The following is a 23,652-nucleotide window of genomic DNA, read 5'->3' as shown; positions in this document are numbered from 1 at the left end:
CGCTGCCACAATTTGACAAACTTTTCGTGAAGTAAATGTTTATGATAATGATTATCATTTACAAGCTTCGGGTTTGACAAGGCACGCCCGCCTGTGTCGGCCTTTCCATCATGTTTTGTGCTGAAAAGTTCACATCGGCCGCCTTGCCGATGCCGGTGCCGCAGGTGGGCGCCGCATTACGGCAGCGTCTGCCTGCATCGCAGGATATGCCGGCGCCGGGCGCACAAGACAAGAGCGAATACGTGTCCAGATTGCGGTTCGCATGGCATCCGGCGCCCGCTACGGCGCCCGCATCCTGGCCTGACGGCAGGTAGTGGATCGCCACCGCCGGCAGCGCCAAAGAATATTCCAAAGCAAATAGAGAGAGAGCAAAAGTGAAAAGCAATACAGTCATGCCGTCCGCCCTGCGTGCGATGTCCCTTGCCGTCTGCGGCACCCTGGTCTTCGGCGCCGCCCACGCCGCCGCCGCTGTCACTGGCGATGCAGCCGTCAGCACCAGTGCCGGCACCGAAGAAGGCAGGATGGCCACCGTCGTCGTCACCGCCGCCGGTTTCGAGCAGCAGATCGCCGACGCGCCGGCCAGCATCAGCGTGATCACCCGCGCCGAACTCGACAAGCGCCCCTTCCGCGACCTGACCGATGCCCTGCGCGACCTGGAAGGCGTGAGCATCACCGGCTCGACCAACGAAAAAGACATCCTGATGCGCGGCCTGCCGGGTTCGTACACCCTGATCCTGGTCGACGGCAAGCGCCAGAGTACGCGCGACGCCCGTACCAATGGCAATTCCGGCTTCGAGCAAAGTTTCATCCCGCCGCTGGAAGCGATCGAGCGCATCGAAGTCGTGCGCGGACCGATGTCCTCGCTCTACGGTTCGGACGCGATGGGCGGCGTAATCAACATCATTACGCGCAAGGTGGCGCAGGAGTGGGGCGGCTCGCTCGGCTTCGACACCACGCTGCAGGAACACAGCGAATCGGGCGACAGTTACCAGGCCCAGTTCTACCTGAGCGGCCCGATCAAGCTTGACACCGTCGGCCTGCAAATCTGGGGCAAGCAGTACAAGCGCGACGAAGATGCGATCCTGGCCGGCTTCACCGGCGCCAAGGACCGCGACCTGAACGCGCGCCTGGCATTCACGCCGAATACCGATCACACCGTCATGGTCGAAGGCGGCGTCACCGATGTGCGCCGCCATGCGTCCGGCGGCGAAACGCTGGCCGCGACCGCCGCCAACACCTACAACAAGCACAAGCGCAACCATTATTCGATTTCGCACGACGGCAACTGGGGCATCGGCAAGTCGGAAATCTCGCTGCAGCACGAATCGGCGCAGCGCTGGGCCTATACGCAGAACAACGCCGGCGACTTCGTGGCAAATGTGCGCGCGCCGAAAATCGAGAACACCGTCTTCGACGCCAAGCTGAACATGCCGCTGGGTGCGCATTCGCTGGTGGTGGGCGCGCAGTGGAACGAAGCGAAACTGACCGACCAGAACCCGGGCCGCCGTACCGGCGTCGACGAGCACTTCAACGTCAAGCAGCAGGCGCTGTTTGCCGAAGACGAATGGAAACTGACCGGCACCGTGTCGCTCACCGGCGGCCTGCGCCTGGACGACCACGAAATCTACGGCAAGGAATGGAGCCCGCGCGGCTACGTGGTCTGGCACGCCAACGACATGATGACCGTCAAGGGCGGCATCTCGAAAGGCTTCCGCGCACCGGACATCCGCACCATCGCGCCGGGCTACGCCTACACCACCGGCGGCGGCGGCTGCACCTACGGTCCGAACGGCACCTGCGGCGTGATCATCGGCGACCCCAACCTGAAGGCGGAAACCAGCACCAACTATGAACTCAGCGCCCACCTCGACAACAAGCGCGGCTGGACCGGCGGCGCCACCGTGTTCTATACCGACTTCAAGGACAAGGTCGCGAATGCCCTGATCTACGCCTCGCCCGGCGTGCCGGCGCGCTGGTCGGAAGACCCGAACTACCGCCTCTGGTACAGCTACAACATCGACAACGCAACGATTCGCGGAGTGGAATTAACGGCGCGCTACAAACCCTCGCGCGCGCTGAACGTCAGCGCCAACTACACCTACACCGATTCCGAGCAGAAGGGCGGCGACTACGCCGGCTACGCCCTGACCCGCACCCCGAAACACGCGGCGAACTTGCGCGCGGACTGGACGGTCAAACGTGGGCTGACGGTGTGGTCGGCGGCGAATTACCACGGCAAGGAAATCAACGCCGCGGCGCGCACCGGCACCAACGGCCAATTGCTGGCCAACGGCGTGCGCCAGTACGACGACTACACCCTGGTCGACGCCGGCGTGTCCTACCGTGTGAACCGCAGCGTTACGCTGAATGCCGCCCTGTACAACATCGGCGACAAGCAGCTGGACGATTTGACCTACAACACCGTGGGCGATGGGCGCCGGGTGTGGATTGGATTGAACAACAGCTTCTGACCGTGCAATTAACATCAGGTAGGGTGGACTCCCGAGTCCACGCTGTATAGCACCGTTGAAAGTCGAAACGCTTTCAACGGTCCATGCCGACTTTATCGGCAACCGTTTTGCGATCTGGTAAGCTTTGCTTCATTGAATCGCTTAATTGCGTCGCTTTCCGGAAGGATGCCGTATGGAGTTCAGTTCGCTGTTCAGGCTGCCGATCATCCAGGGCCCGATGGCCGGCGGCGCCACCACGCCCGAGCTGGTGGCCGCCGTCTCGAACGCCGGCGCCCTCGGCTCCTTTGCCGGTTCCCTGCTGTCCCCGGCCGCCCTGCGCACCGGGGTCGAGCGCATCCGCAGCCTCACCGACCAATCCTTCCTCCTGAATTTCTTCGTCCAGCGCACTCCCACGCCGTCGAGCGAAGAAGTCGAACGCGGCGCCGAACTGCTGCGCCCCGTCTGGGAGAGCCTGGGCTGGAGCGCACTCCCGCAACCGAAGCAATGGTGCGAAGACTTCGACGCCCAGTTCGAAACCCTGCTCGACCTGCGTCCGGCCGCGGCCAGCTTCACCTTCGGCATTCTCGACGCCGTTCAGGTCGAGCGCCTGCACGCGGCCGGCATCCTGGCCATCGGTACCGTCACCACGGTCGACGAAGCGCTGGCCTGGCAAAGCATCGGCGCCGATGCCGTGATTGCCTCCGGCATCGAGGCCGGCGGCCACCGCGGCACCTTCATCGGCCGCCAGGAAGACGCCACCTTGACTGCCCGCGAACTCTGGCCGGCGGTGGTGCAGGCGGTGGACATCCCCGTGATCGCCGCCGGCGGCATCATGGACGGCAACGATATCAAGGCGGCGCTGGCGCTGGGCGCCGCGGCGGTGCAGATGGGCACGGCCTTCCTTGTCACCATTGAATCCGGCATCCACCCCGCCTACAAGCAGCGCCTGGTCGAGGCCGAAGGCCAGCCGACCCGCCTGACGCGCAGCTTTTCCGGCCGTTATGCGCGCGGCATCGAGAACCGCTTCATGCGCCAGATGGCGCCGGTGGAAGCGCAGGTGCCGCCTTACCCGGTGCAGAACGCCTTGACCGGCAGTATCCGCGCCGCCGCCGCAACGAGCAACGACACCGAGCTGATGTCGCTCTGGGCCGGCACCGGCGTGGCGCGCGCACGTCCCATGCCGGCTGAACAATTGATCGCATTATTGGCATCCGAACTGCAGTCCTGACAGGAGACACTGCGTGGAAACGGCTGGAGAATACGACTACATCATTGTCGGCGGCGGCACCTCGGGCTGCGTCCTGGCCAATCGCCTGACCCGCAACAAGAACGTCAACGTGCTGCTGATCGAAGCGGGCGCACGCGACGATTACCTGTGGATCCACATCCCGGTCGGCTATTTGCACTGCATCGGCAACCCGCGCACCGACTGGCTGTTCAATACCGAACCCGACCCGGGCCTGGGTGGGCGCGCCCTGATCTATCCACGCGGGAAAGTGCTGGGCGGTAGTTCCTCGATCAACGGCATGATCTACATGCGCGGGCAGAAGGGCGACTACGACCGCTGGGCAGTCGAAGCTGGCGACGATTCCTGGCGCTGGGAGCGGGTACTACCGCTATTCAAGAAGAGCGAAGACCATTACCTCGGCGCCAGCGAACTGCACGGCGCCGGCGGCGAGTGGCGCGTGGAAAAGCAGAGACTATCGTGGAAGATCCTGGATGCCTTCCGCGATGCGGCGGCCGAAGTCGGCATCGCGAAAATCGACGATTTCAATACCGGCGACAACGCCGGCTCGTCCTATTTTGAAGTGAACCAGCGCCGCGGCATCCGCCTGAATACGGCAAAGGCCTTTCTCAAGCCGGCGGCGCAGCGCCCGAATCTCACCATCATGACGGGCTGCCACGTGGAACGTTTGCTGATCGAGGAGGGCGAGGGCGGCAAGGTGTGCAGGGGCGTGCAGTTCACCGGCGGCGGCCGCGCCTTTACCGCGACGGCGCACCGCGAAACCCTGCTGGCGGCCGGCGCGATCGGCTCGCCGCATATCCTGCAACTCTCCGGCATCGGGCCGGCGGCCAGCCTGCAGCGTCACGGCATCCGGCCGGTGGTGGATGCGCCGGGCGTGGGCGAAAACCTGCAAGACCACCTGCAGCTGCGCATGGTCTACAAGGTAACGGGCGTAAAAACGCTGAACACCAGCGCCGCCAGCTGGTTCGGCAAGATGAAGATCGGCATGGAGTATGCGCTGTTTCGCAGCGGACCGATGTCGATGGCGCCCTCGCAGCTGGGCGCCTTTGCGCGCTCGGGTCCTGAGGAAGCGACGCCGAACTTGCAGTACCACGTGCAGCCGCTGTCGCTGGAAAAGTTCGGCGACCCCTTGCACGGTTTTCCGGCGTTCACGGCCAGCGTGTGCAATCTGCGGCCGAGCTCGCGCGGGCATGTGCGCATCGCCTCGAACGACAGTTATGCGCCACCGAAGATCACGCCGAACTACCTGAGCACCGACGCCGACCGCCGCACGGCGGCGCAGGCGCTGGCGCTGACGCGGCGCATCGTGGCGGCGCCGGCGCTGGCGAAATACCGGCCGGAAGAATTCAAGCCGGGGCCGCGCTTCCAGACCGAGGAAGAACTGGCGCAGGCGGCGGGACTGATCGGGACCACGATTTTCCATCCGGTGGGCACCTGCCGCATGGGGCGGCGCGGCGATCCGGCAGCGGTGGTCGACAGCGAATTGCGCGTGATCGGGGTCGACGGTTTGCGCGTGGTGGATGCGTCGATCATGCCCTTCATCACCTCGGGCAACACGAATTCGCCGACCTTGATGATCGCGGAAAAGGCGGCGGAGATGATCGCGGCGGATGCACGGGAAGCGGTGGCGCGGCCGGCGCTAATGACGGTCTAGTTCGTAGAGTGCGCACCGTCAGAGTGCATTTTCCGGCGATTTTCTTCATCCCGTCCGCATCGCGAACCACTTAGCTCAGCCGTGCAAATATGCACACCGGGTGCGCAAAACTACCCAGCCTGTGCAGCGGCGCACAAAGGCTGTGTTGTATTGTCCACTACAACTCTTCTGTGTAATATCCGTCAAGAGTCTACGCAGATAGGCTGATTGGTTGTCGAGGCAGCACGTGTAAAACGTACCGGAGACACAATGACAGACGTCATTCTTGAGACAAAGCGCCTCACCAAGGAGTTCAAGGGTTTCACCGCCGTGAATGGCGTCGACCTGCAGGTGCAGCGCGGCCATATCCATGCCTTGATCGGCCCGAACGGCGCCGGCAAGACCACCTGTTTTAATTTGCTCACCAAGTTCCTGGTGCCATCGTCTGGCCAGATCCTGTTCAACGGCAAGGACATCACCGGCGCCAAGCCCGCGCAGATCGCGCGCATGGGCATCATCCGTTCCTTCCAGATTTCCGCCGTCTTTCCGCACCTGACCGTGCTGCAGAATGTGCGCATCGGCCTGCAGCGCGGGCTCGGCACCAGCTTCCACTTCTGGCGCAGCGAAGGTTCGCTCGACCGCCTGAACGCGCGCGCCATGGCGCTGCTGGCCGAGGTCGATCTCGAAGGCTTTGCCGATACCGTGACCGCGGATCTGCCTTACGGCCGCAAACGCGCGCTCGAGATCGCCACCACGCTGGCGATGGAACCGGAACTCATGCTGCTCGACGAGCCGACCCAGGGCATGGGCCACGAAGACGTGCACCGCGTGACCGAGCTGATCAAGAAGGTCTCGGCGGGCCGCACCATCCTGATGGTTGAACACAACATGAACGTGGTGTCCGGCATCTGCGACCGCATCTCGGTGCTGCAGCGCGGCGCCATGCTGGCCGAAGGCAGCTACGCCGAGGTCTCGAAGAACCCGCAAGTGATGCAGGCCTACATGGGCACGGCGGACGGCGAACTCGAAGGAGCACATGGATGACGGCAGCAGCGCTTGAAATTCGCAACCTGCAGGCCTGGTATGGTGAATCGCACATCCTGCACGACATCGGTTTCACGGTAGCCCAGGGCGAAGTCGTGACCCTGCTCGGCCGTAACGGCGCCGGCCGCACCACCACGCTGCGCGCCATCATGGGCCTGACGGGACGCCGCACCGGTTCGATCAAGGTCAACGGCGTCGAGTCGATCGGCATGCCGACCCACCGCATCGCCCACCTCGGCGTCGGCTATTGCCCGGAAGAGCGGGGCATCTTCGCCTCGCTGTCGGCCGAGGAAAACCTGCTGCTGCCGCCCGTGCTGCCGAAAGCCGGCACCGCGATGTCGCTCGACGAGATCTACGAGATGTTCCCCAACCTGTACGAGCGCCGCCACAGCCAGGGCACGCGCCTGTCGGGCGGCGAGCAGCAGATGCTGGCGGTGGCGCGCATCCTGCGCACCGGCGCACGCCTGCTGCTGCTCGACGAAATCTCGGAAGGGCTAGCGCCGGTCATCGTGCAGACCCTGGCGCGCATGATCACGACGCTGAAGAACAAGGGCTACACGATCGTCATGGTCGAACAGAATTTCCGCTTCGCCGCACCGCTGGCGGACCGGTTCCACGTGGTCGAGCACGGGCAGATCGTCGAGACCATCGCATCAAGCGAACTCGACGCACGCATGCCCGTCCTGACCGAACTGCTCGGAGTCTAGACCACCCGGGCAGCTTTTAACGCTTTCATGCTTCAACGCTTCACATACAACAACGGAGACAAGATGAAACGCACAACCCTCGCCCTCGCCACCGCCGCCGCATTCGCCACCGCAGGCTTCACGCTGCCGGCCCACGCCCAGATCAGCGGCGACACCATCAAGATCGGCATGATCACCGACCTGTCCGGCGTGTATTCCGACGTCGACGGCAACGGCGGCGCCGAAGCCGTGCGCATGGCGATTGCCGACCTGGGCGGCGCCGTGAACGGCAAGAAGATCCAGTTCATGGTCGCCGACCACCAGAACAAGCCGGACATCGCCGCCTCCAAGGCGCGCGAATGGTTTGACCAGCAGGGCGTTGACATGCTGATCGGCGGTACCAACTCGGGCGCCAGCCTGGCCATGGCGAAAGTCGCGGCGGAAAAGAAAAAGGTCTTCATCTCGATCGGCGCCGGCACCGCGCAGCTGACCAACGAACAGTGCTCGCCCTACACCGTGCACTACGCCTACGACACCGTGGCGCTGGCGCGCGGCACCGGTTCGGCCGTGCTGAAGCAGGGCGGCAAGAGCTGGTACTTCCTGACCGCCGACTACGCCTTCGGCCAGTCGCTTGAAGGCGACACCACGGCTGTCGTGAAAAAGAACGGCGGCACGGTGCTGGGCAGCGTGAAGCATCCGCTGTCGGCCTCGGACTTCTCGTCCTTCCTGTTGCAGGCGCAATCCTCGAAGGCGCAGGTGCTGGGCCTGGCTAACGCCGGCGGCGACACCATCAACTCAATCAAGGCCGCCAACGAGTTCGGCCTGACCTCGAAGATGAAGATCGCCGGCCTGCTGGTGTTCATCAACGACGTCCACACCCTGGGCCTGAAAACCACGCAGGGCATGTACCTGACCGACGGGTGGTACTGGGACCAGAACGCCGATACCCGCGCCTGGTCGAAGCGTTATTTTGCCAAGATGAAGAAGCAGCCGTCGATGCTGCAGGCGGCCGACTACTCGGCGACCACCAACTACCTGAACGCGGTGAAGGCGACGGGCACCGACGATTCGACCAAGATCATGGAACACCTGAAGGCGACCAAGATCAACGACATGTTCGCCAAGAACGGCGTGATCCGTCCGGATGGCCGCATGGTCTACGACATGTACCTGATGCAGGTGAAGACGCCGAAGGAATCGAAAGGGCCGTGGGATTACTACAAGGTCGTGTCGACGATTCCGGGTGACCAGGCGTATACGACCAAGGCCGAGACCAAGTGCGCGGCGTGGAAGTGATCGTTATTCGATTGGATGTCGCATTAACGCAAGCATGATTTGAACGCGTGGACGGCTCGTGATTCAGGCCCCCAGCCTGAATCACTCCACGCGTCCAACGATATTTCGCATCACTGCGGCAAACCGGTACTGCCGTAATGCTGGCGTGATTTGAACGCGTGGACGGGAAACCCGTCCACCCTACTTCCTGGTGCCTATGGAAATCTTCGGAGTCCCCCTGCAAGCCCTGATGTCCCAGCTCCTGTTGGGCCTGGTCAACGGCTCCTTCTACGCGATGCTCTCGCTCGGCCTGGCCGTCATCTTCGGCCTGCTGAACGTCATCAACTTTTCCCACGGCGCCCTGTACATGATGGGCGCCTTCATTGCCTTCATCGGTGTCAACAACTACGAGCTGAACTACTGGATGATGCTGGTACTCGCGCCGCTCGTCGTCGGCGCCTTCGGCATCGCGGTCGAAAAGACCATGCTGCGCTGGCTTTATAAACTCGACCATTTGTACGGCCTGCTGCTCACCTTCGGCATCACGCTGCTGCTGGAAGGCGTGTTCCGCTCCTTCTTCGGCGTCTCGGGCCAGACCCTCGATGTGCCGGAGCAATTGGCCGGCGCCACCGACCTCGGCTTCATGATCCTGCCGAACTACCGCGCCTGGGTGGTCGCCGCCTCGCTGGTGGTCTGCCTGGGCACCTGGTTCGTGATCGAAAAGACCCGCCTCGGCGCCTACCTGCGCGCCGGCACCGAGAACCCGAAACTGGTCGAGGCCTTCGGCATCAACGTGCCGCGCATGGTTACGCTGACCTACGGCTTCGGCGTCGCGCTGGCCGGCCTGGCCGGGGTGCTGGCCGCACCGGTGATCAACGTCACGCCGCTGATGGGCTCGAACCTGATCATCGTCGTCTTCGCCGTGGTCGTCATCGGCGGCATGGGTTCCATCCTCGGCTCCATCGTCACCGGCCTGATGCTGGGCGTGATCGAAGGCCTGACGCGCGTGTTCTATCCGGAAGGTTCCGAGGTGGTGGTGTTCGTGGTGATGGTCATCGTGCTGCTGCTGCGCCCGGCCGGCCTGTTCGGGAAGGAGAAGTAAGCATGAACAAGAAAATCCTGTACGCCATTGCACTGGCCATCGCACTGGCGGCGCCGTTCTTCGGCTACCCGGTATTCCTGATGAAGCTGCTGTGCTTCGCGCTGTTCGCCTGTGCCTTCAATCTGCTGATCGGCTTCACCGGGCTGCTCTCTTTCGGTCATGCCGCCTTCTTCGGCAGCGCGGGTTACGTGACCGGCCATTTGCTGGCGAATGTCGGCCTGTCGCCCGAGCTCGGCATCCTGGCTGGCGTGGCGGCCAGCGCCGTGCTGGGGCTGGTGATCGGTTCGCTGGCGATCCGCCGCCAGGGCATCTATTTTTCCATGATCACCCTGGCGCTGGCGCAGATGGTGTACTTCGCCGCGCTGCGCAGCCCCTATACCCATGGCGAGGATGGCTTGCAGGGTGTGCCGCGCGGCAAGCTGCTGGGCCTGGTCGATTTGTCGAGCGACCTCACCCTCTACTATGTGGTGCTGGCTATCTTCGTGCTCGGCTTCGCCCTGATCGTGCGCACCGTGCACTCGCCCTTCGGCCAGGTGCTGAAAGCCATCAAGGAAAACGAGCCGCGCGCCATTTCGCTCGGCTACGACGCCGACCGCTACAAGCTGCTCGCCTTTGTGCTGTCGGCCGCGCTGACCGGCCTGGCCGGCGCCACCAAGACCCTGGTGCTGGGCTTCGAGACGCTGACCGACGTGCACTGGACCATGTCCGGCCTGGTCGTGCTGATGACCCTGGTCGGCGGCATGGGCACCATGGCCGGGCCGATCATCGGCGCCTTTATCATCGTGGCGCTGGAAAACAAGCTGGGCGAAGTCGGCACCGCGCTGGCCGAGACCACGGGCATCGAATGGTTCTCGTCGCTGGGCGAATCGGTGGGCATGGTGACCGGCCTGATCTTCATCGTCTGCGTGCTGCTGTTCCGCCGCGGCATCGTCGGCGAGATCGGCGCGCTGTTCGAGCGCCGTGCTCGCAAGAAGCCGGGCACAATCAAGCCGAGTGTCGTGAATGCCGACAGGGAAATCGCATAGGAGAAATCGTATGAAGGAAACCTCGCAGATTCTGAGCGTGAACGGCTTGCGCATGCATGTGATGACTGCGGGGGAGGGGCCGGCCGTGCTGCTGATGCACGGCTTCCCCGATACCCACCTGGTCTGGCGCAAGCAGGTCGGTCCGCTGGTGAACGCCGGCTACCGCGTGATCGTGCCCGACATGCGCGGCTATGGCCAGACCGATGCGCCGACGGCGGTCTCGGCGTACCGCACCCGTTACATCTGCGACGACATGCTGGCGCTGCTCGACCAGCTCGGCATCCAGAAGGCACGCCTGGTCGGCCATGACTGGGGCGCGCTGATCGGCTGGCTGCTGTGCATGCGTGCGCCGGAGCGCTTCGAGCAATACGTGGCGCTGTCGGTCGGACACCCGGCCGCATTTGCGCGCGCCGGCATCATGCAACGCCTGCGCAGCAGCTACATGCTGTGGTTCATGGTGCCTTTCCTGCCTGAGCAATCGCTGAGCTTTAACGACTTTCATGCGATGCGCAACTTTACCAAGGAACCGACGCAATACGATGTCTGGCGCCGCAACCTGCGCGAGCCGGGCCGCCTGACGGCAGCCTTGAACTATTACCGCGCGAATGTACCGCGCATGATGCTGCCCGGCGGAAAGGCCGATCCGGTCTCGGTGCCGGTCATGGGTGTGTGGAGCAGCCGCGATGTGGCGCTGACCGAAGAGCAGATGCGCGACTCGGCGCAGTTTGCAAGCGCCGGTTTCCGCTACGAGCGCATCGACGGCGCCGACCACTGGCTGCAACTGACGGCCGCCGATCGCCTGAATGCCTTGCTGCTCGACTTCTTTGCGGCCGTGCCGCAGTCCCGCGCGGCAGCGGCTGAGGTGTGATTTTTACCTTGTGATGCGCTACAGCGCGGCGGCGTAGATCGCCCGCGCATCTGCGCGCGTCAGGGTGCGCGGATTATTTCCCAGCAGGCGGGTCTGGAGCATGGCGTCGTCCGCCAGCCGGTCCAGGTCGCTTTCATGGATTCCCACTTGTTGCAGCGTAGTCTGGATGCCGGTGATGCGGGCCGTCTGCTGCATCGCCGCGACCAGTGCTTCGGTGCGCGCTTCCTCGCTGCCGCTGGCCTGCGGCACCGCAATCGCCGCCAGCTCCGCATACAGCGGCGCCGCTTCCGGCGCATTGAAGCGCAGCACATGCGGCAGCACCAGCGAGTTCGACAGGCCATGCGGCACGTGGAAGATGCCACCCACCGGATAGGCCAGCGCATGCACCGCCGCCACCGGCGCGTTTGAGAATGCCTGGCCGGCCAGGCAGGCGCCGAGCAGCATCGCTTGGCGTGCCGGCAGGCGGCTGCCGTTTTCGCAGGCGGGGATCAGGTTTTTCGACAGCAGCTCGAGTGCCTGGCGCGCCAAGGTGTCCGACATCGGATTCTTCTTGTGCTTGCTGGTATAGGCTTCGATCGCGTGGACCATGGCATCGATGCCGGTGGCGGCGGTCACCATCGGCGGCAGGCCCAGGGTCAGCGTCGCATCCAGGATGGCGATGTCGGCGTAGAGCTGGGGCGCGACCACGCCCATCTTGGTGGTGGCGCCGGTCGTCACGATGGCGATGTTGGTCACTTCCGAACCGGTGCCGGCGGTGGTCGGCACCTGCACCAGCGGCAGGCGCGATCCGCTGACCTTGCCGATGCCGTAGATGTCGGCGAGCTGTTGTTCGCCGGTGGCCAGAATAGCGATCAGCTTGGCGACGTCCATCGAGCTGCCGCCACCGAGGCCGATGACCAGGTCGGTGTCGTTTTCCTGGGCGAAGCGCACCGCATCGTTGACCACATTTTCGGGCGGGTCGGCCACCACGCCGGAGTAAAGGGTGACGGTAAAACCGTGGCGCTGCAAATCCAGGCAGGGGAGTTCGGCCAGGCCGGTGCGCAGGAATCCGGCGTCGGTGACGACCAGGGCGCGGCGCGCGCCGGGGAAGCGTTCGCGGACGATCTCGCCGAGGCGGGCAGCGGCCCCGGTCTCGGAAAGGATGCTGGCAACGGTGCTGAAGGCAAAGTCGGTCATGGTCTCGTTCCGGGTGTTGTTATCGGCTTAGCTTACACCAGAATGGCCGGGCTGCGACGATGGGCAGGCGGCCAGGGCCGCACTGCACTGCCTGGCAAGATCATGCGTACAATTTCACCTTTCCAAGTTTTGAAAGCAGTTGATGATTGACTTTGTATGGCTGGGCGGCGCAGCTTTCCTGGCGGGGCTGGTGGACGCGGTGGTCGGCGGTGGCGGGCTGATCCAGGTGCCGGCGATCTTTTCCGTGTTGCCGAAGGAAGTACCGGCGACCCTGCTCGGCACCAACAAGCTGGCCAGCATTTTCGGCACGAGCGCGGCGGCGCTGAAATATGCCCAGCGTGTAAGGGTGGCATGGAGCGCGGCGGCGCCGGCGGCACTGGCGGCGTTTGCCCTGTCCTTTGTCGGCGCCTGGACCGTGACCCGTGTGCCGGGCGACTTCGTGCGCAGCCTGCTGCCGCTGATCCTGCTGGCGGTCGCCATCTATACCTTCCGCAAGAAAGACCTGGGCTCGGTGCATGCACCGGTGCACAGTGGATCGGCCGAACGCTGGTGGGCAATCGGCATGGGGGCGGCCATCGGGTTCTACGATGGTTTCTTTGGGCCGGGTACGGGCAGCTTCCTGATCTTCCTGTACGTGCGCTTTTTCGGCTTCGATTTCCTCAGCGCCTCGGCGGCGGCGAAGATCGTGAATGTCGCCTGCAATTTGTCGGCCCTGATGTGGTTCGGTTACAGCGGACACATCTTGTGGCAGTTGGGCTTGCTGATGGCGGTGTGCCAGATAGCGGGTTCTTTGGTCGGCACCAGGCTGGCGATCCAGCACGGCAGTGCTTTCGTACGCAAGCTGTTCCTGGTCGTGGTCTCGGTGCTGATCGTCAAGACAGGTTTCGATGCCATTGTCAGGTGGTTCAGCTGAGGCTAACTGCGCTGTTTCACGTGGAACAAAAGCCGGCCCAGCCGGCTTTTTTTACGTCGCAATAGCCCGATTGTTTCACGTGGAACGTCGTTATCAACTTCTAAAGCTGTGTTCCACGTGAAACAAAAACGGCTGTGTTTTTCCGTCGATCTGAGTCTGCGTCGAGAAAAGCTCCTATAATCCGCTTCTATACTCCGCGTCTAAGCGCAACTTAGTCCTTTGCTTCACACATCCCATCATGCTATTTCCAACTGAATTCGACGTGATCGTCGTCGGCGGCGGCCATGCCGGCACCGAGGCAGCGCTCGCTTCCGCGCGCACGGGGCAGAAGACGCTGCTCCTTACCCACAACATCGAGACCTTGGGTCAGATGTCCTGCAACCCTTCGATCGGCGGCATCGGTAAGGGCCATCTGGTCAAGGAAGTCGATGCCCTGGGCGGCGCGATGGCGATTGCCACCGACGAGTCCGGCATCCAGTTCCGCATCCTGAACTCCTCGAAAGGCCCGGCTGTGCGTGCTACGCGCGCCCAGGCCGACCGCATCCTGTACAAGGCGGCGATCCGTTCGCGCCTGGAAAACCAGCCGAACCTGTGGCTGTTCCAGCAGGCCGTGGATGACCTGATGGTCGAAGGCGACCGCGTGGTCGGCGCCGTGACCCAGATCGGCCTGCAGTTCCGCGCCCGTGCCGTCGTGCTGACGGCCGGTACTTTCCTGGACGGGAAGATCCACGTCGGCCTGCAGAACTACTCGGCTGGCCGCGCCGGTGACCCGCCTGCGCTCTCTTTGTCAGCGCGTCTGAAGGAACTCAAGCTGCCGCAAGGTCGCCTGAAAACCGGCACGCCGCCGCGCATCGACGGCCGCAGCATCGACTTTTCGCAGCTGGCGGAACAGCCGGGCGACCTCGATCCGGTGCCGGTCTTCTCGTACATGGGCAATGCCGCCATGCACCCGCGCCAGGTGCCGTGCTGGGTCACGCACACGAATGCCCAGACCCACGACATCATCCGCAACGGCCTCGACCGCAGCCCGATGTACACCGGCGTCATCGAAGGCGTCGGTCCGCGTTATTGCCCGTCAATCGAAGACAAGATCCACCGCTTCGCCTCGAAGGAATCGCACCAGATCTTCCTGGAACCGGAAGGCTTGACGACGAACGAGTTCTACCCGAACGGGATCTCGACCAGCCTGCCGTTCGACGTGCAGCTGGCCCTGGTGCGCTCGATGAAGGGCATGGAAAACGCCTTTATCCTGAGACCCGGCTATGCCATCGAATACGATTATTTCGACCCGCGCGGCCTGAAATCGACGCTGGAAACCCGCGCCATCAAGGGCCTGTTCTTTGCCGGCCAGATCAACGGCACCACCGGCTACGAAGAAGCGGCGGCCCAAGGTTTGCTGGCTGGCCTGAACGCCGCCCTGCAAACCAAAGGTGAAGAGTCCTGGACCCCGGGCCGCTCCGAAGCCTACCTCGGCGTGCTGGTCGACGACCTCACGACCCAGGGCGTGGCCGAGCCTTACCGCATGTTCACCAGCCGCGCGGAATACCGCTTGTCGCTGCGCGAAGACAATGCCGACATGCGCCTGACCGAGGTCGGCCGCAAGCTCGGCGTGGTCGGTGATGCGCAGTGGCAAGCGTTTGAAACCAAGCGCGAATCCGTGGCGCGCGAGCTGGAACGCCTGCGTTCGACCTGGGTGAATCCGCGCATCCTGGCAGCCGCCGAATCCGAGCGCGTGGTGGGGCAGGCGATCGAGCGCGAGTACAACCTGGCCGATCTGCTGCGCCGTCCGGGCGTCGAATACGACACGCTGATGAGCATGAACGGCGTCGAAGGCCAGGCCCTGGCTGGCCCTGGTGTAGAAGATCCTGCGGTCAAGGAACAGGTGGAAATCCAGCTGAAATACTCGGGCTACATCGACCGCCAAGCACGCGAAGTCGAGCGTCACGACTATTACGAAAACCTGAAATTGCCGGACAACCTGGACTATCTGGAAATCGCGGCACTGTCGATCGAAGTGCGCCAGAAGCTCGATAAACAGCGTCCGGAAACCCTGGGCCAGGCCTCGCGCATCTCTGGCGTGACCCCGGCAGCGATTTCCCTGCTGCTGGTCCACCTGAAAAAACGCGGCGCCAAAGGCTTTACTAGCGTGCCGGCTGCCAGCGAGGAGGCTGCACAGTGAGGGGTTTTGATCGAGAAAAACTGACCGCGGTGCTAAACGACGGCATCGACGCCATGGATTTGCCGCTCTGGGCCGCCCAGCGCGAGCAGCTCATGGATTACTTGGCGCTGATGGCCAAGTGGAATGGCGTCTACAACCTGACCTCGCTGCGCGATCCGATGCAGATGGTGACCCACCACCTGCTCGATTCGCTGGCGGCAGTGTCGGCCTTCGAAGGCGTGAAAAACGTGCTCGACGTCGGGGCAGGGGGCGGCTTGCCGGGCATCGTGCTGGCCATTGCCCGGCCCGACATGCAGGTATCGCTGATCGACACCGTGCACAAGAAAACCGCCTTCCTGACCCAGGTGAAGGCGGAACTGGGCCTGAAAAACGTGACCGTGTACACGATGAAGGTGCAAGACCTGAAGGCAGGCCCGTTCGACGTGATCACCTCGCGTGCTTTTGCCGACCTGTCGGATTTCGTCAACTGGTCCGGACACCTGCTGCAAGAGGGCGGCCGGTTCATCGCCCTGAAAGGCACGGCGCCGGCGGACGAACAGGAACGGCTGCCAGGCGAATGGAAGGTAAGGGAATTGAGGCCGATCAAGGTGCCAAAAGTGGAAGCAGAGCGTCACCTGGTTTTCATCGAAAAATCGAAGCAGGACGATTCAACCAATCAATAACAGAGCTAACCGAGTAAACGGTTTATATCGTTTAAACAGAATAAACCGTTTATACGGTTTAAACGAAATGAACGATATAACTGAAATCGGCAGCATCCGGATCAAATAGATGGCAAAGATATTTTGCGTAGCAAACCAGAAGGGCGGCGTCGGCAAGACGACCACCAGCGTCAACCTGGCCGCAGGCCTGGCCAAGCTCGAGCAGCGCGTGCTGCTGGTCGACCTCGACCCGCAGGGCAATGCCACCATGGGCGCGGGGATCAACAAGGCCACGCTGGAAGCGTCGACCTACCACGTGCTGCTGGGCGAAGCCGACGTCACTGAAGCGCGCGTGCGCTCGGAAGCAGGGCGCTTCGACGTGCTGCCCGCGAACCGCGACCTGGCCGGCGCCGAAGTAGAGATGGTGGAGCTCGACAGCCGCGAGCGCCGCCTGAAGAACGCATTGGCCAAGGTCGACGCCGAGTACGACTTCATCCTGGTCGACTGCCCGCCGGCCCTGTCGATGCTGACCCTGAACGGCCTGTGCGCCGCGCATGGCGTCATCATCCCGATGCAGTGCGAGTACTACGCGCTGGAAGGCTTGTCCGACCTCGTCAACACCATCAAGAAGGTGCACGCCAACCTGAATACGGACTTGAAGATCATCGGCCTGCTGCGCGTGATGTTCGATCCGCGCATGACGCTGTCGCAGCAGGTGTCGGCGCAGCTGGAGCAGCACTTCGGCGGCAAGGTTTTTAAAACCATCATCCCGCGCAACGTGCGCCTGGCCGAAGCGCCGTCCTACGGCATTCCGGGCGTGACCTTCGACCCTTCGTCCAAAGGGGCGCAGGCGTATATCGCGTTCGGGGCCGAAATGGTCGAGCGCATCAAGACCATGTAATCAGCGAAACGAGCAGCGGAGACATTTATAAATGGCTACAAAGAAATTCAAAGGCCTCGGCCGCGGTCTTGATGCTTTATTGGGCGGCGACCTCGATGCGGTGCCGGCCCCGGCACACGCACCATCGTCGCTCGCCATCGCGCAGCTGCAGGCGGGCAAATACCAGCCGCGTACCCGGATGGACGAGGGGGCCTTGCAGGAGCTGGCCGCGTCGATCAAGACCCAGGGGGTAATGCAGCCGGTGCTGGTACGTCCGGTCGACGGCGGCCGCTACGAGATCATCGCCGGCGAACGCCGCTTCCGCGCGGCGCAGCTGGCCGGCCTGGACGAGATCCCGGTCCTGGTGCGCGAAGTGGACGACCAGGCCGCCGCGGCGATGGCCCTGATCGAGAACATGCAGCGCGAGGACCTGAATCCGCTGGAAGAAGCGCAGGGCATCGCGCGCCTGATCTCGGATTTCAATTTCACGCATGAGCAGGCGGCGGGCGCGGTCGGCCGTTCGCGCAGCGCGGTGTCGAACCTGCTGCGCCTGGTGAACCTGGCCGCGCCGGTGCAGACCATGCTGATGGCGGGGGATATCGACATGGGCCATGCCCGGGCGCTGCTGTCTGTGGATAACGCCAGCCAGATCGCCCTGGCCACGCAGGTGGTGGCCAAGCGCCTGTCGGTGCGCGAGACCGAGAAGCTGGTGGCGCGTGCGATCGAGGAGCTCGATGCACCGGCAGCGGCGGCAAGACAGAAGGAAAAGTCGGGCGACATCGTGCGGCTGGAAGAAGAGCTGTCCGACAAGCTGGCGACGCCGGTCGCGTTCAAGATGGGGCCGAAAGGGAAGGGGCAGATGATCATCGACTTCTCGAACCTCGATGTGCTCGAAGGTGTGCTGGCCCGTCTGCGCGCATAAGAGGAGGGCGGACGGCTCGTGGTGCAAGCCCCCGGCTTGCACCACTCCACGCGTCCAACCCAAGCCTGAGGCTTAAACAACTGTCGTATTCACCCAACAATAGTTGAACGCGTGGAGTGATTCAAGCTGGGGGCTTGAATCATAAGCCGTCCACCCTGCGCGTCAGACCAACTGGCCAACGCCGCATCCGATTTCCAAACCTCCGCACCACCCCATTCTCCCCGGGTAAATCCCCTTCGAACGGCCCCATCCGGCATCTGTATTCCGCCCCGCGAACTGCACGTAAAACCTGCCGATCTATCAAGATTTATGTGACATTTCAAGCCCTTGCACGCTACTACCGCACAGCTGGAATCGTTTGACTCAGATGCACTAACGAACATATAATCCCGCTGATTCATGTAATTACCACACCGTAACTCGGTTCAAACGGCCAAGGCAGAAGAAAAAAAATGTTGCGCCTGGTCTCCCTGCAATTGATCGCAACAGCTGTCGCCGGCCTCGTCGCCGCACTGCTGGGGGGATGGCCTGCGATGTTTTCGGCGGTACTCGGTGGAATCTGTTGTGTTGTGCCCAACGGCATCATGGCGCTGCGCTTGTTCGCCGCCGCACACCAGCCGGGCGGGACCAACCCGTTCACGTTTTTCATCTGGGAATTTATAAAGATTGCGTTAACGCTTGCCCTGCTGGCGGCAACTGCGTGGCTGTACCGTGACCTGAACTGGCTGGCGCTCCTCGCCGGGTTCATCGTGGCGCTGAAAAGTTACATATTCTTATTATTTAGGCACTGATATGACGACAACCGTAGAAGGCGCAGCACACCACGCGCCCACCGCAGGCGAGTACATCAAGCACCACCTGGCGCACCTGTCGAACACGCACCAGAATGGCCCGGTCGACTTTTCGGTCTTCCACTACGACACCATGTTCTGGTCGATCCTGATGGGCGCGATCGGCTGCCTGCTGATGTGGGCTGCCGCGCGCCGCGCCACCTCGGGCGTGCCGGGCCGCTTCCAGGCTGCCGTCGAAATCCTGTTCGAAATGGTCGACAACCAGGCCAAGACCATCATCCATGGCGACCGCAGCTTCATCGCCCCGGCCGCGCTGACCGTGTTCGTCTGGGTCGCCCTGATGAACTCGCTGGACTTCCTGCCGGTCGATTTGTTCTCGGCAGCCTTCGGCTGGTTCGGCGTCGAGCACCTGTTCCCTTACCACCGCGTCGTGCCAACCGCCGACCTGAACGGTACCGTCGGTATCTCGCTGGGCGTGCTGGTCCTGATGCTGTACTACGGCATCAAGATCAAGGGCCTGGGCGGCTGGCTCCACGAGTTGTTCGCAGCGCCGTTCGGCATCTGGCTGGCGCCGTTCAACCTGCTCCTGAACATCATCGAATACGCAGCAAAAATGGTGTCGCTCGGTATGCGACTGTTCGGCAACATGTTTGCCGGCGAGCTGCTGTTCCTCTTGATCGCCTTGCTGGGCTCGACCGCTACCGTCTTCGGCTTCGCAGGTCAGGTCATCGCCGGTTCGATCTGGGCAATCTTCCACATCCTGATCGTTTTCCTGCAGGCATTCATCTTCATGATGCTGACGCTGGTGTACCTCGGTCAGGCCCACGAAGGCCACTGATCGGCGCCGCAAGCATCGAACAGATCGTAGTAGTACCGAAGTAGTAGTTTTTAATTTAGTTTTCATTTAACTTTTTGGAGTAATCATGACTGACGCATCTTTTGTTGCACTGGCTTGCGGTTTAATCATCGGCCTCGGCGCTATCGGCGCATGTATCGGTATCGCTATCATGGGCGGTAAATACCTGGAAGCCTCGGCACGTCAGCCAGAACTGATGAACACCCTGCAAACCAAGATGTTCCTGCTGGCCGGCCTGATCGACGCGGCATTCCTGATCGGCGTTGGTATCGCCATGCTGTTCGCTTACGCCAATCCGTTCAGCGGCTAAGCAACAAAGCATCTCGGGTTTTGAATGGCCGAACCATCGCGGTTCGGCATCCGTTTTTGTGAGAAGGAAAATACAGTGAACCTTAACGCAACCCTGTTTGCCCAGTTCGCCGTCTTCTTCGTCCTGGCGCTGTTCACGATGAAGTTCGTGTGGCCGCCGCTGATGAAGGCACTCGACGAGCGCGCCGAGCGGATCGCCAACGGCCTGGCCGCTGCAGACCGCGGCAAGGCCGACCTGGCCGCCGCCGAAAAGCGTGTGCAGGCCGAACTGGCCGGCGCCCGTGACGAAGGCCAGAAGCGTATCGCCGACGCCGAAAAGCGCGCCGCGCTGATCATCGACGAAGCCAAGAAGACCGCTGCTGAAGAAGCCGCCCGTATCGTTGCCAACGCAAAAGCCGACGCCGAGCAGCAAGTCACGCGCGTGCGCGAAGAACTGCGTGGCCAGGTTGCCGCGCTGGCAGTGCAAGGCGCCGAGCAGATCCTGAAGCGTGAAGTGAACGCAGAAGCGCACGCCGCCCTGCTGTCGCAACTGTCGGCCGAGCTGTAATCATGGCTGAACTCGCAACCGTCGCCCGTCCCTACGCCGAAGCGCTGTTCCGCGTTGCCCAACAGGGCAACATGGCAGCCTGGTCCGACCTGGTGTCCGAGCTGGCCCAGATCGGCGCCAACCCTGATGTGCAGGCGTTTGCCGCCAATCCGAAACTGACCGCAACCGACCTGGTCGCTACGCTGACCTCGCTGGTGAAGTCGCCGGTGACCCCGGAGGCGTCGAACTTCCTGGCGATGCTGGCCGAAAACGGCCGCATCAGCCTGCTGCCGCAGATCGGCGCGCAGTTCCAGGAACTGAAGAACGCCCAGGCAGGTGCTGCCGACGCGATCATCTTCAGCGCCTTCGACCTGACCGACGCGCAAACCGCGCAACTGGTCGGTACGCTGGAAAAGAAATTCGGCCGCAAGCTCAACCCAACGGTGACCGTCGACCCGTCGCTGATCGGTGGTGTGCGCGTGGTGGTCGGTGATGAAGTGCTCGATACCTCGGTACGCGCCAAGCTGCAACAGATGCATGTTGCGCTGGTGTCGTAAGCGAACTTCGCACGCATCCCCGCATTCACGTCCTTGCCCTACGCATCAAGAAACTATTAGGAGTTAGCACTCATGCAACTTAATTCATCTGAAATCAGCGAACTGATCAAGAGCCGCATCCAGGGCCTCGAAGGTTCGGCTGACGTTCGCAATCAAGGCACGGTGATCTCCGTCGCCGACGGTATCTGCCGCATCCATGGTCTGTCGGACGTGATGCAGGGCGAGATGCTGGAATTCCCGGGCAACACCTTCGGTCTGGCGATGAACCTCGAGCGCGACTCGGTCGGCTCGGTCATCCTGGGCTCGTACGAGCACATCTCGGAAGGCGACACCGTCAAGACCACCGGCCGCATCCTGGAAGTGCCGATCGGTCCTGAACTGCGTGGCCGCGTGGTCAACGCACTCGGCCAGCCGATCGACGGCAAAGGTCCGATCGATGCGAAACTGACCGCCCCGATCGAAAAGATCGCTCCTGGCGTGATCGCCCGTGAGTCGGTGTCGCAGCCTATGCAGACCGGCATCAAGTCGATCGACGCGATGGTGCCGATCGGCCGTGGCCAGCGTGAGCTGATCATTGGCGACCGCCAGACCGGTAAATCGGCTGTCGCTGTCGACGCGATCATCAACCAGAAAGGCCAGAACGTCACCTGCGTGTACGTTGCAATCGGCCAGAAGGCATCGACCATCAAGAACATCGTGCGTTCGCTGGAACAGCACGGCGCGATGGAGTACACCATCGTCGTTGCAGCATCGGCGTCGGAATCGGCTGCCATGCAGTACATCTCCGCCTACTCGGGCTGCGCGATGGGCGAATACTTCCGCGACCGCGGCGAAGACGCGCTGATCGTGTACGACGACCTGTCGAAGCAAGCCGTTGCCTACCGCCAGATTTCCCTGCTGCTGCGCCGCCCACCAGGCCGCGAAGCCTACCCAGGCGACGTGTTCTACCTGCACAGCCGTCTGCTCGAGCGCGCAGCACGCGTGAACGCCGACTACGTGTCGAAGTTCACCGACGGCGCCGTGACCGGCAAGACCGGCTCGCTGACCGCACTGCCGATCATCGAAACGCAAGCAGGCGACGTTTCGGCCTTCGTGCCGACCAACGTGATCTCGATTACCGACGGCCAGATCTTCCTGGAGACCTCGCTGTTCAACGCCGGTATCCGTCCTGCGATCAACGCCGGTATCTCGGTCTCGCGCGTCGGTGGTGCGGCACAGACCAAGGTCATCAAGAACCTGTCGGGCGGTATCCGTACCGACCTGGCCCAGTACCGTGAACTGGCTGCGTTCGCGCAGTTCGCATCGGACCTGGACGAATCGACCCGCAAGCAGCTGGACCGCGGTGCACGCGTGACCGAACTGCTGAAGCAGCCGCAGTTCTCGCCGCTGCCGGTGTCGCTGATGGCCGCTTCGCTGTACGCCGTCAACAAGGGCTATTTCGACGACATCGAAGTCAAGCAAGTGCTGGCATTCGAGAGCGGCCTGCATGGCTACCTGAAGACCAAGCAGCCAGCGCTCCTGTCGAAGATCGAAGAAACCAAGCAACTGGACAAGGACGCCGACGCAGCACTCGCGGCCGCCATTGCTGATTTCAAAAAGTCCGGCGCATTCTAATTGAAATGAAGGATCCGGCAGCGCTTGCAGAAAGCGCTGCCGGTGACCGGAAGGAGTAAGGACTCATGGCAGTAGGCAAAGAGATTCGTGGCAAGATCAAGAGCGTAGAGAATACGAAGAAGATCACCAAGGCGATGGAAATGGTCGCCGCATCGAAAATGCGCAAGGCGCAGGACCGTATGCGCGCCGCCCGTCCCTACAGTGAGAAAGTTCGGAACATCACCGCCAATCTGGCCGGCGCAAATCCGGAGTACACCCACGTGTTCATGGCGCAAGCCAAGCACGTGCAGGCAAAAGCTGTCGGCTTCATCGTCGTCACGACCGATAAAGGTCTGTGCGGCGGCATGAACACCAACATCCTGCGCCAGGTGACGCAGAAGTCGCGCGAAATGGAAGCGGCGGGCAACCGCATCGAGGCAGTTGCCATCGGCAACAAGGGCCTGGGCTTCCTGAACCGCGTGGGCGTCAAGCTGGTGTCGTCGGCGACCCAGATCGGCGACACGCCGCACCTGGAAAAGCTGATCGGCCCGATCAAGGTCATGCTCGACGCATACCAGGACGGCCAGCTGGACGCGGTTTACCTGTGCTACACCAAGTTCATCAACACGATGAAGCAGGAACCGGTCGTCGAGCAGCTGCTCCCGTTGCCGTCCAAGCACCTGGAACAGGAAAAGAGCGCCATCTCGTGGGATTACATCTACGAGCCGGAAGCGCAGGTCGTGATCGACGAACTGCTGGTGCGTTATGTCGAGGCCCTGGTCTACCAGGCTGTCGCCGAAAACCTGGCGTCCGAGCAATCGGCACGCATGGTGGCGATGAAGGCCGCAAGCGACAACGCAGGCAGCGTCATCGGCGAACTGAAGCTGGTCTACAACAAGACCCGCCAGGCAGCGATTACCAAAGAACTCTCCGAGATCGTCGCCGGCGCGGCAGCGGTCTAAAAAACGAATTTAACTATA

The 23,652-nt window shown here is 62.6% G+C and carries 23 protein-coding genes; 21 read left to right on the top strand and 2 right to left on the bottom strand.

Annotation, left to right across the window (positions count from 1 at the left end; translation table 11 throughout):
- Positions 1-58: 58 nt before the first annotated feature.
- A complete protein-coding gene (locus tag LK540_RS06465; protein ID WP_229436251.1) occupies positions 59-394 on the bottom strand; it encodes a hypothetical protein in 336 nt (111 codons plus the stop codon).
- On the opposite strand from LK540_RS06465, the gene LK540_RS06460 reads away from it, so the two are divergent.
- The 9 genes from LK540_RS06460 (at position 393) to LK540_RS06420 (ending at position 11,329) form a co-directional block, all read left to right on the top strand.
- Positions 393-2,471, top strand: coding sequence for a TonB-dependent receptor domain-containing protein (locus LK540_RS06460; RefSeq protein ID WP_229436249.1), 2,079 nt, complete (start codon positions 393-395; stop codon positions 2,469-2,471). The two genes, LK540_RS06465 and LK540_RS06460, sit on opposite strands and share 2 nt — an antisense overlap.
- Positions 2,472-2,643: 172 nt before the next feature.
- Positions 2,644-3,678, top strand: a complete 1,035-nt coding sequence (locus LK540_RS06455) for a nitronate monooxygenase family protein (RefSeq protein WP_229436248.1) — start codon at positions 2,644-2,646, stop codon at positions 3,676-3,678.
- Between the two features lie 13 nt (positions 3,679-3,691).
- Positions 3,692-5,350 (top strand): GMC family oxidoreductase N-terminal domain-containing protein, encoded by a 1,659-nt coding sequence (locus tag LK540_RS06450; RefSeq protein WP_229436247.1) that lies wholly within the window; start codon positions 3,692-3,694, stop codon positions 5,348-5,350.
- Between the two features lie 249 nt (positions 5,351-5,599).
- The gene (locus tag LK540_RS06445; RefSeq protein WP_229436246.1) at positions 5,600-6,373 is read left to right on the top strand and encodes an ABC transporter ATP-binding protein; all 774 of its coding nucleotides are present in this window, start codon (positions 5,600-5,602) and stop codon (positions 6,371-6,373) included.
- On the top strand, positions 6,370-7,080 hold the full coding sequence (locus LK540_RS06440; protein ID WP_229436245.1) for an ABC transporter ATP-binding protein: 711 nt from the start codon (positions 6,370-6,372) through the stop codon (positions 7,078-7,080). The genes LK540_RS06445 and LK540_RS06440 overlap by 4 nt, the downstream gene beginning before the upstream one ends.
- Before the next feature lie 63 nt (positions 7,081-7,143).
- Positions 7,144-8,355 (top strand): ABC transporter substrate-binding protein, encoded by a 1,212-nt coding sequence (locus LK540_RS06435; protein ID WP_229436244.1) that lies wholly within the window; start codon positions 7,144-7,146, stop codon positions 8,353-8,355.
- A gap of 196 nt (positions 8,356-8,551) precedes the next feature.
- Positions 8,552-9,436 carry a branched-chain amino acid ABC transporter permease gene (locus tag LK540_RS06430; protein ID WP_229436243.1) on the top strand — a complete coding sequence of 295 codons (885 nt, stop codon included), beginning with the start codon at positions 8,552-8,554 and terminating at the stop codon, positions 9,434-9,436.
- A 2-nt stretch (positions 9,437-9,438) separates the two neighbouring features.
- Positions 9,439-10,461, top strand: a complete 1,023-nt coding sequence (locus LK540_RS06425; protein WP_229436242.1) for a branched-chain amino acid ABC transporter permease — start codon at positions 9,439-9,441, stop codon at positions 10,459-10,461.
- Between the two features lie 10 nt (positions 10,462-10,471).
- Positions 10,472-11,329, top strand: coding sequence for an alpha/beta fold hydrolase (locus LK540_RS06420; RefSeq protein ID WP_229436241.1), 858 nt, complete (start codon positions 10,472-10,474; stop codon positions 11,327-11,329).
- Positions 11,330-11,347: 18 nt separating this feature from the next.
- Here LK540_RS06420 and LK540_RS06415 read toward each other — a convergent pair whose 3' ends face one another.
- Positions 11,348-12,505 carry an iron-containing alcohol dehydrogenase gene (locus LK540_RS06415; RefSeq protein ID WP_229436239.1) on the bottom strand — a complete coding sequence of 386 codons (1,158 nt, stop codon included), beginning with the start codon at positions 12,503-12,505 and terminating at the stop codon, positions 11,348-11,350.
- A gap of 142 nt (positions 12,506-12,647) precedes the next feature.
- Here LK540_RS06415 and LK540_RS06410 point away from each other — a divergent pair, with 142 nt between their 5' ends.
- The 12 genes from LK540_RS06410 to atpG all read left to right on the top strand — a co-directional run bounded on the left by LK540_RS06410 (position 12,648) and on the right by atpG (position 23,634).
- The gene (locus LK540_RS06410; protein WP_229436238.1) at positions 12,648-13,418 is read left to right on the top strand and encodes a TSUP family transporter; all 771 of its coding nucleotides are present in this window, start codon (positions 12,648-12,650) and stop codon (positions 13,416-13,418) included.
- 238 nt (positions 13,419-13,656) lie between these two features.
- Positions 13,657-15,597 (top strand): tRNA uridine-5-carboxymethylaminomethyl(34) synthesis enzyme MnmG, encoded by a 1,941-nt coding sequence (gene mnmG / locus LK540_RS06405; RefSeq protein ID WP_229436236.1) that lies wholly within the window; start codon positions 13,657-13,659, stop codon positions 15,595-15,597.
- Positions 15,594-16,259 carry a 16S rRNA (guanine(527)-N(7))-methyltransferase RsmG gene (gene rsmG / locus LK540_RS06400; protein ID WP_229436235.1) on the top strand — a complete coding sequence of 222 codons (666 nt, stop codon included), beginning with the start codon at positions 15,594-15,596 and terminating at the stop codon, positions 16,257-16,259. Before mnmG ends, rsmG begins: the two co-directional genes overlap by 4 nt.
- 109 nt (positions 16,260-16,368) lie before the next feature.
- Positions 16,369-17,139, top strand: a complete 771-nt coding sequence (locus tag LK540_RS06395) for a ParA family protein (RefSeq protein WP_229436233.1) — start codon at positions 16,369-16,371, stop codon at positions 17,137-17,139.
- A 31-nt stretch (positions 17,140-17,170) separates the two neighbouring features.
- On the top strand, positions 17,171-18,040 hold the full coding sequence (locus tag LK540_RS06390; protein WP_229436232.1) for a ParB/RepB/Spo0J family partition protein: 870 nt from the start codon (positions 17,171-17,173) through the stop codon (positions 18,038-18,040).
- A gap of 452 nt (positions 18,041-18,492) precedes the next feature.
- A complete protein-coding gene (locus LK540_RS06385) occupies positions 18,493-18,831 on the top strand; it encodes an ATP synthase subunit I (protein WP_229436230.1) in 339 nt (112 codons plus the stop codon).
- Between the two features lies 1 nt (position 18,832).
- On the top strand, positions 18,833-19,669 hold the full coding sequence (gene atpB, locus LK540_RS06380) for a F0F1 ATP synthase subunit A (RefSeq protein ID WP_229436228.1): 837 nt from the start codon (positions 18,833-18,835) through the stop codon (positions 19,667-19,669).
- An 85-nt stretch (positions 19,670-19,754) separates the two neighbouring features.
- Positions 19,755-19,997 (top strand): F0F1 ATP synthase subunit C, encoded by a 243-nt coding sequence (gene atpE / locus LK540_RS06375; protein ID WP_229436226.1) that lies wholly within the window; start codon positions 19,755-19,757, stop codon positions 19,995-19,997.
- Positions 19,998-20,072: 75 nt separating this feature from the next.
- On the top strand, positions 20,073-20,543 hold the full coding sequence (locus LK540_RS06370) for a F0F1 ATP synthase subunit B (RefSeq protein WP_229436225.1): 471 nt from the start codon (positions 20,073-20,075) through the stop codon (positions 20,541-20,543).
- Between the two features lie 2 nt (positions 20,544-20,545).
- Positions 20,546-21,079 carry a F0F1 ATP synthase subunit delta gene (locus LK540_RS06365; protein WP_229436223.1) on the top strand — a complete coding sequence of 178 codons (534 nt, stop codon included), beginning with the start codon at positions 20,546-20,548 and terminating at the stop codon, positions 21,077-21,079.
- 72 nt (positions 21,080-21,151) lie between these two features.
- A complete protein-coding gene (gene atpA / locus LK540_RS06360) occupies positions 21,152-22,693 on the top strand; it encodes a F0F1 ATP synthase subunit alpha (RefSeq protein ID WP_229436222.1) in 1,542 nt (513 codons plus the stop codon).
- 65 nt (positions 22,694-22,758) lie between these two features.
- Entirely contained in the window at positions 22,759-23,634 is an 876-nt protein-coding gene (gene atpG, locus LK540_RS06355) for a F0F1 ATP synthase subunit gamma (protein ID WP_229436220.1), read from the top strand.
- Positions 23,635-23,652: the final 18 nt, after the last annotated feature.

It is taken from the genome of Massilia sp. IC2-278 (assembly GCF_020708045.1).
Lineage (GTDB): Bacteria > Pseudomonadota > Gammaproteobacteria > Burkholderiales > Burkholderiaceae_D > Telluria.
The sequence above is the reverse complement of the archived record's forward strand: the minus strand, read 5'-3'. Positions and strand labels throughout refer to the sequence as shown.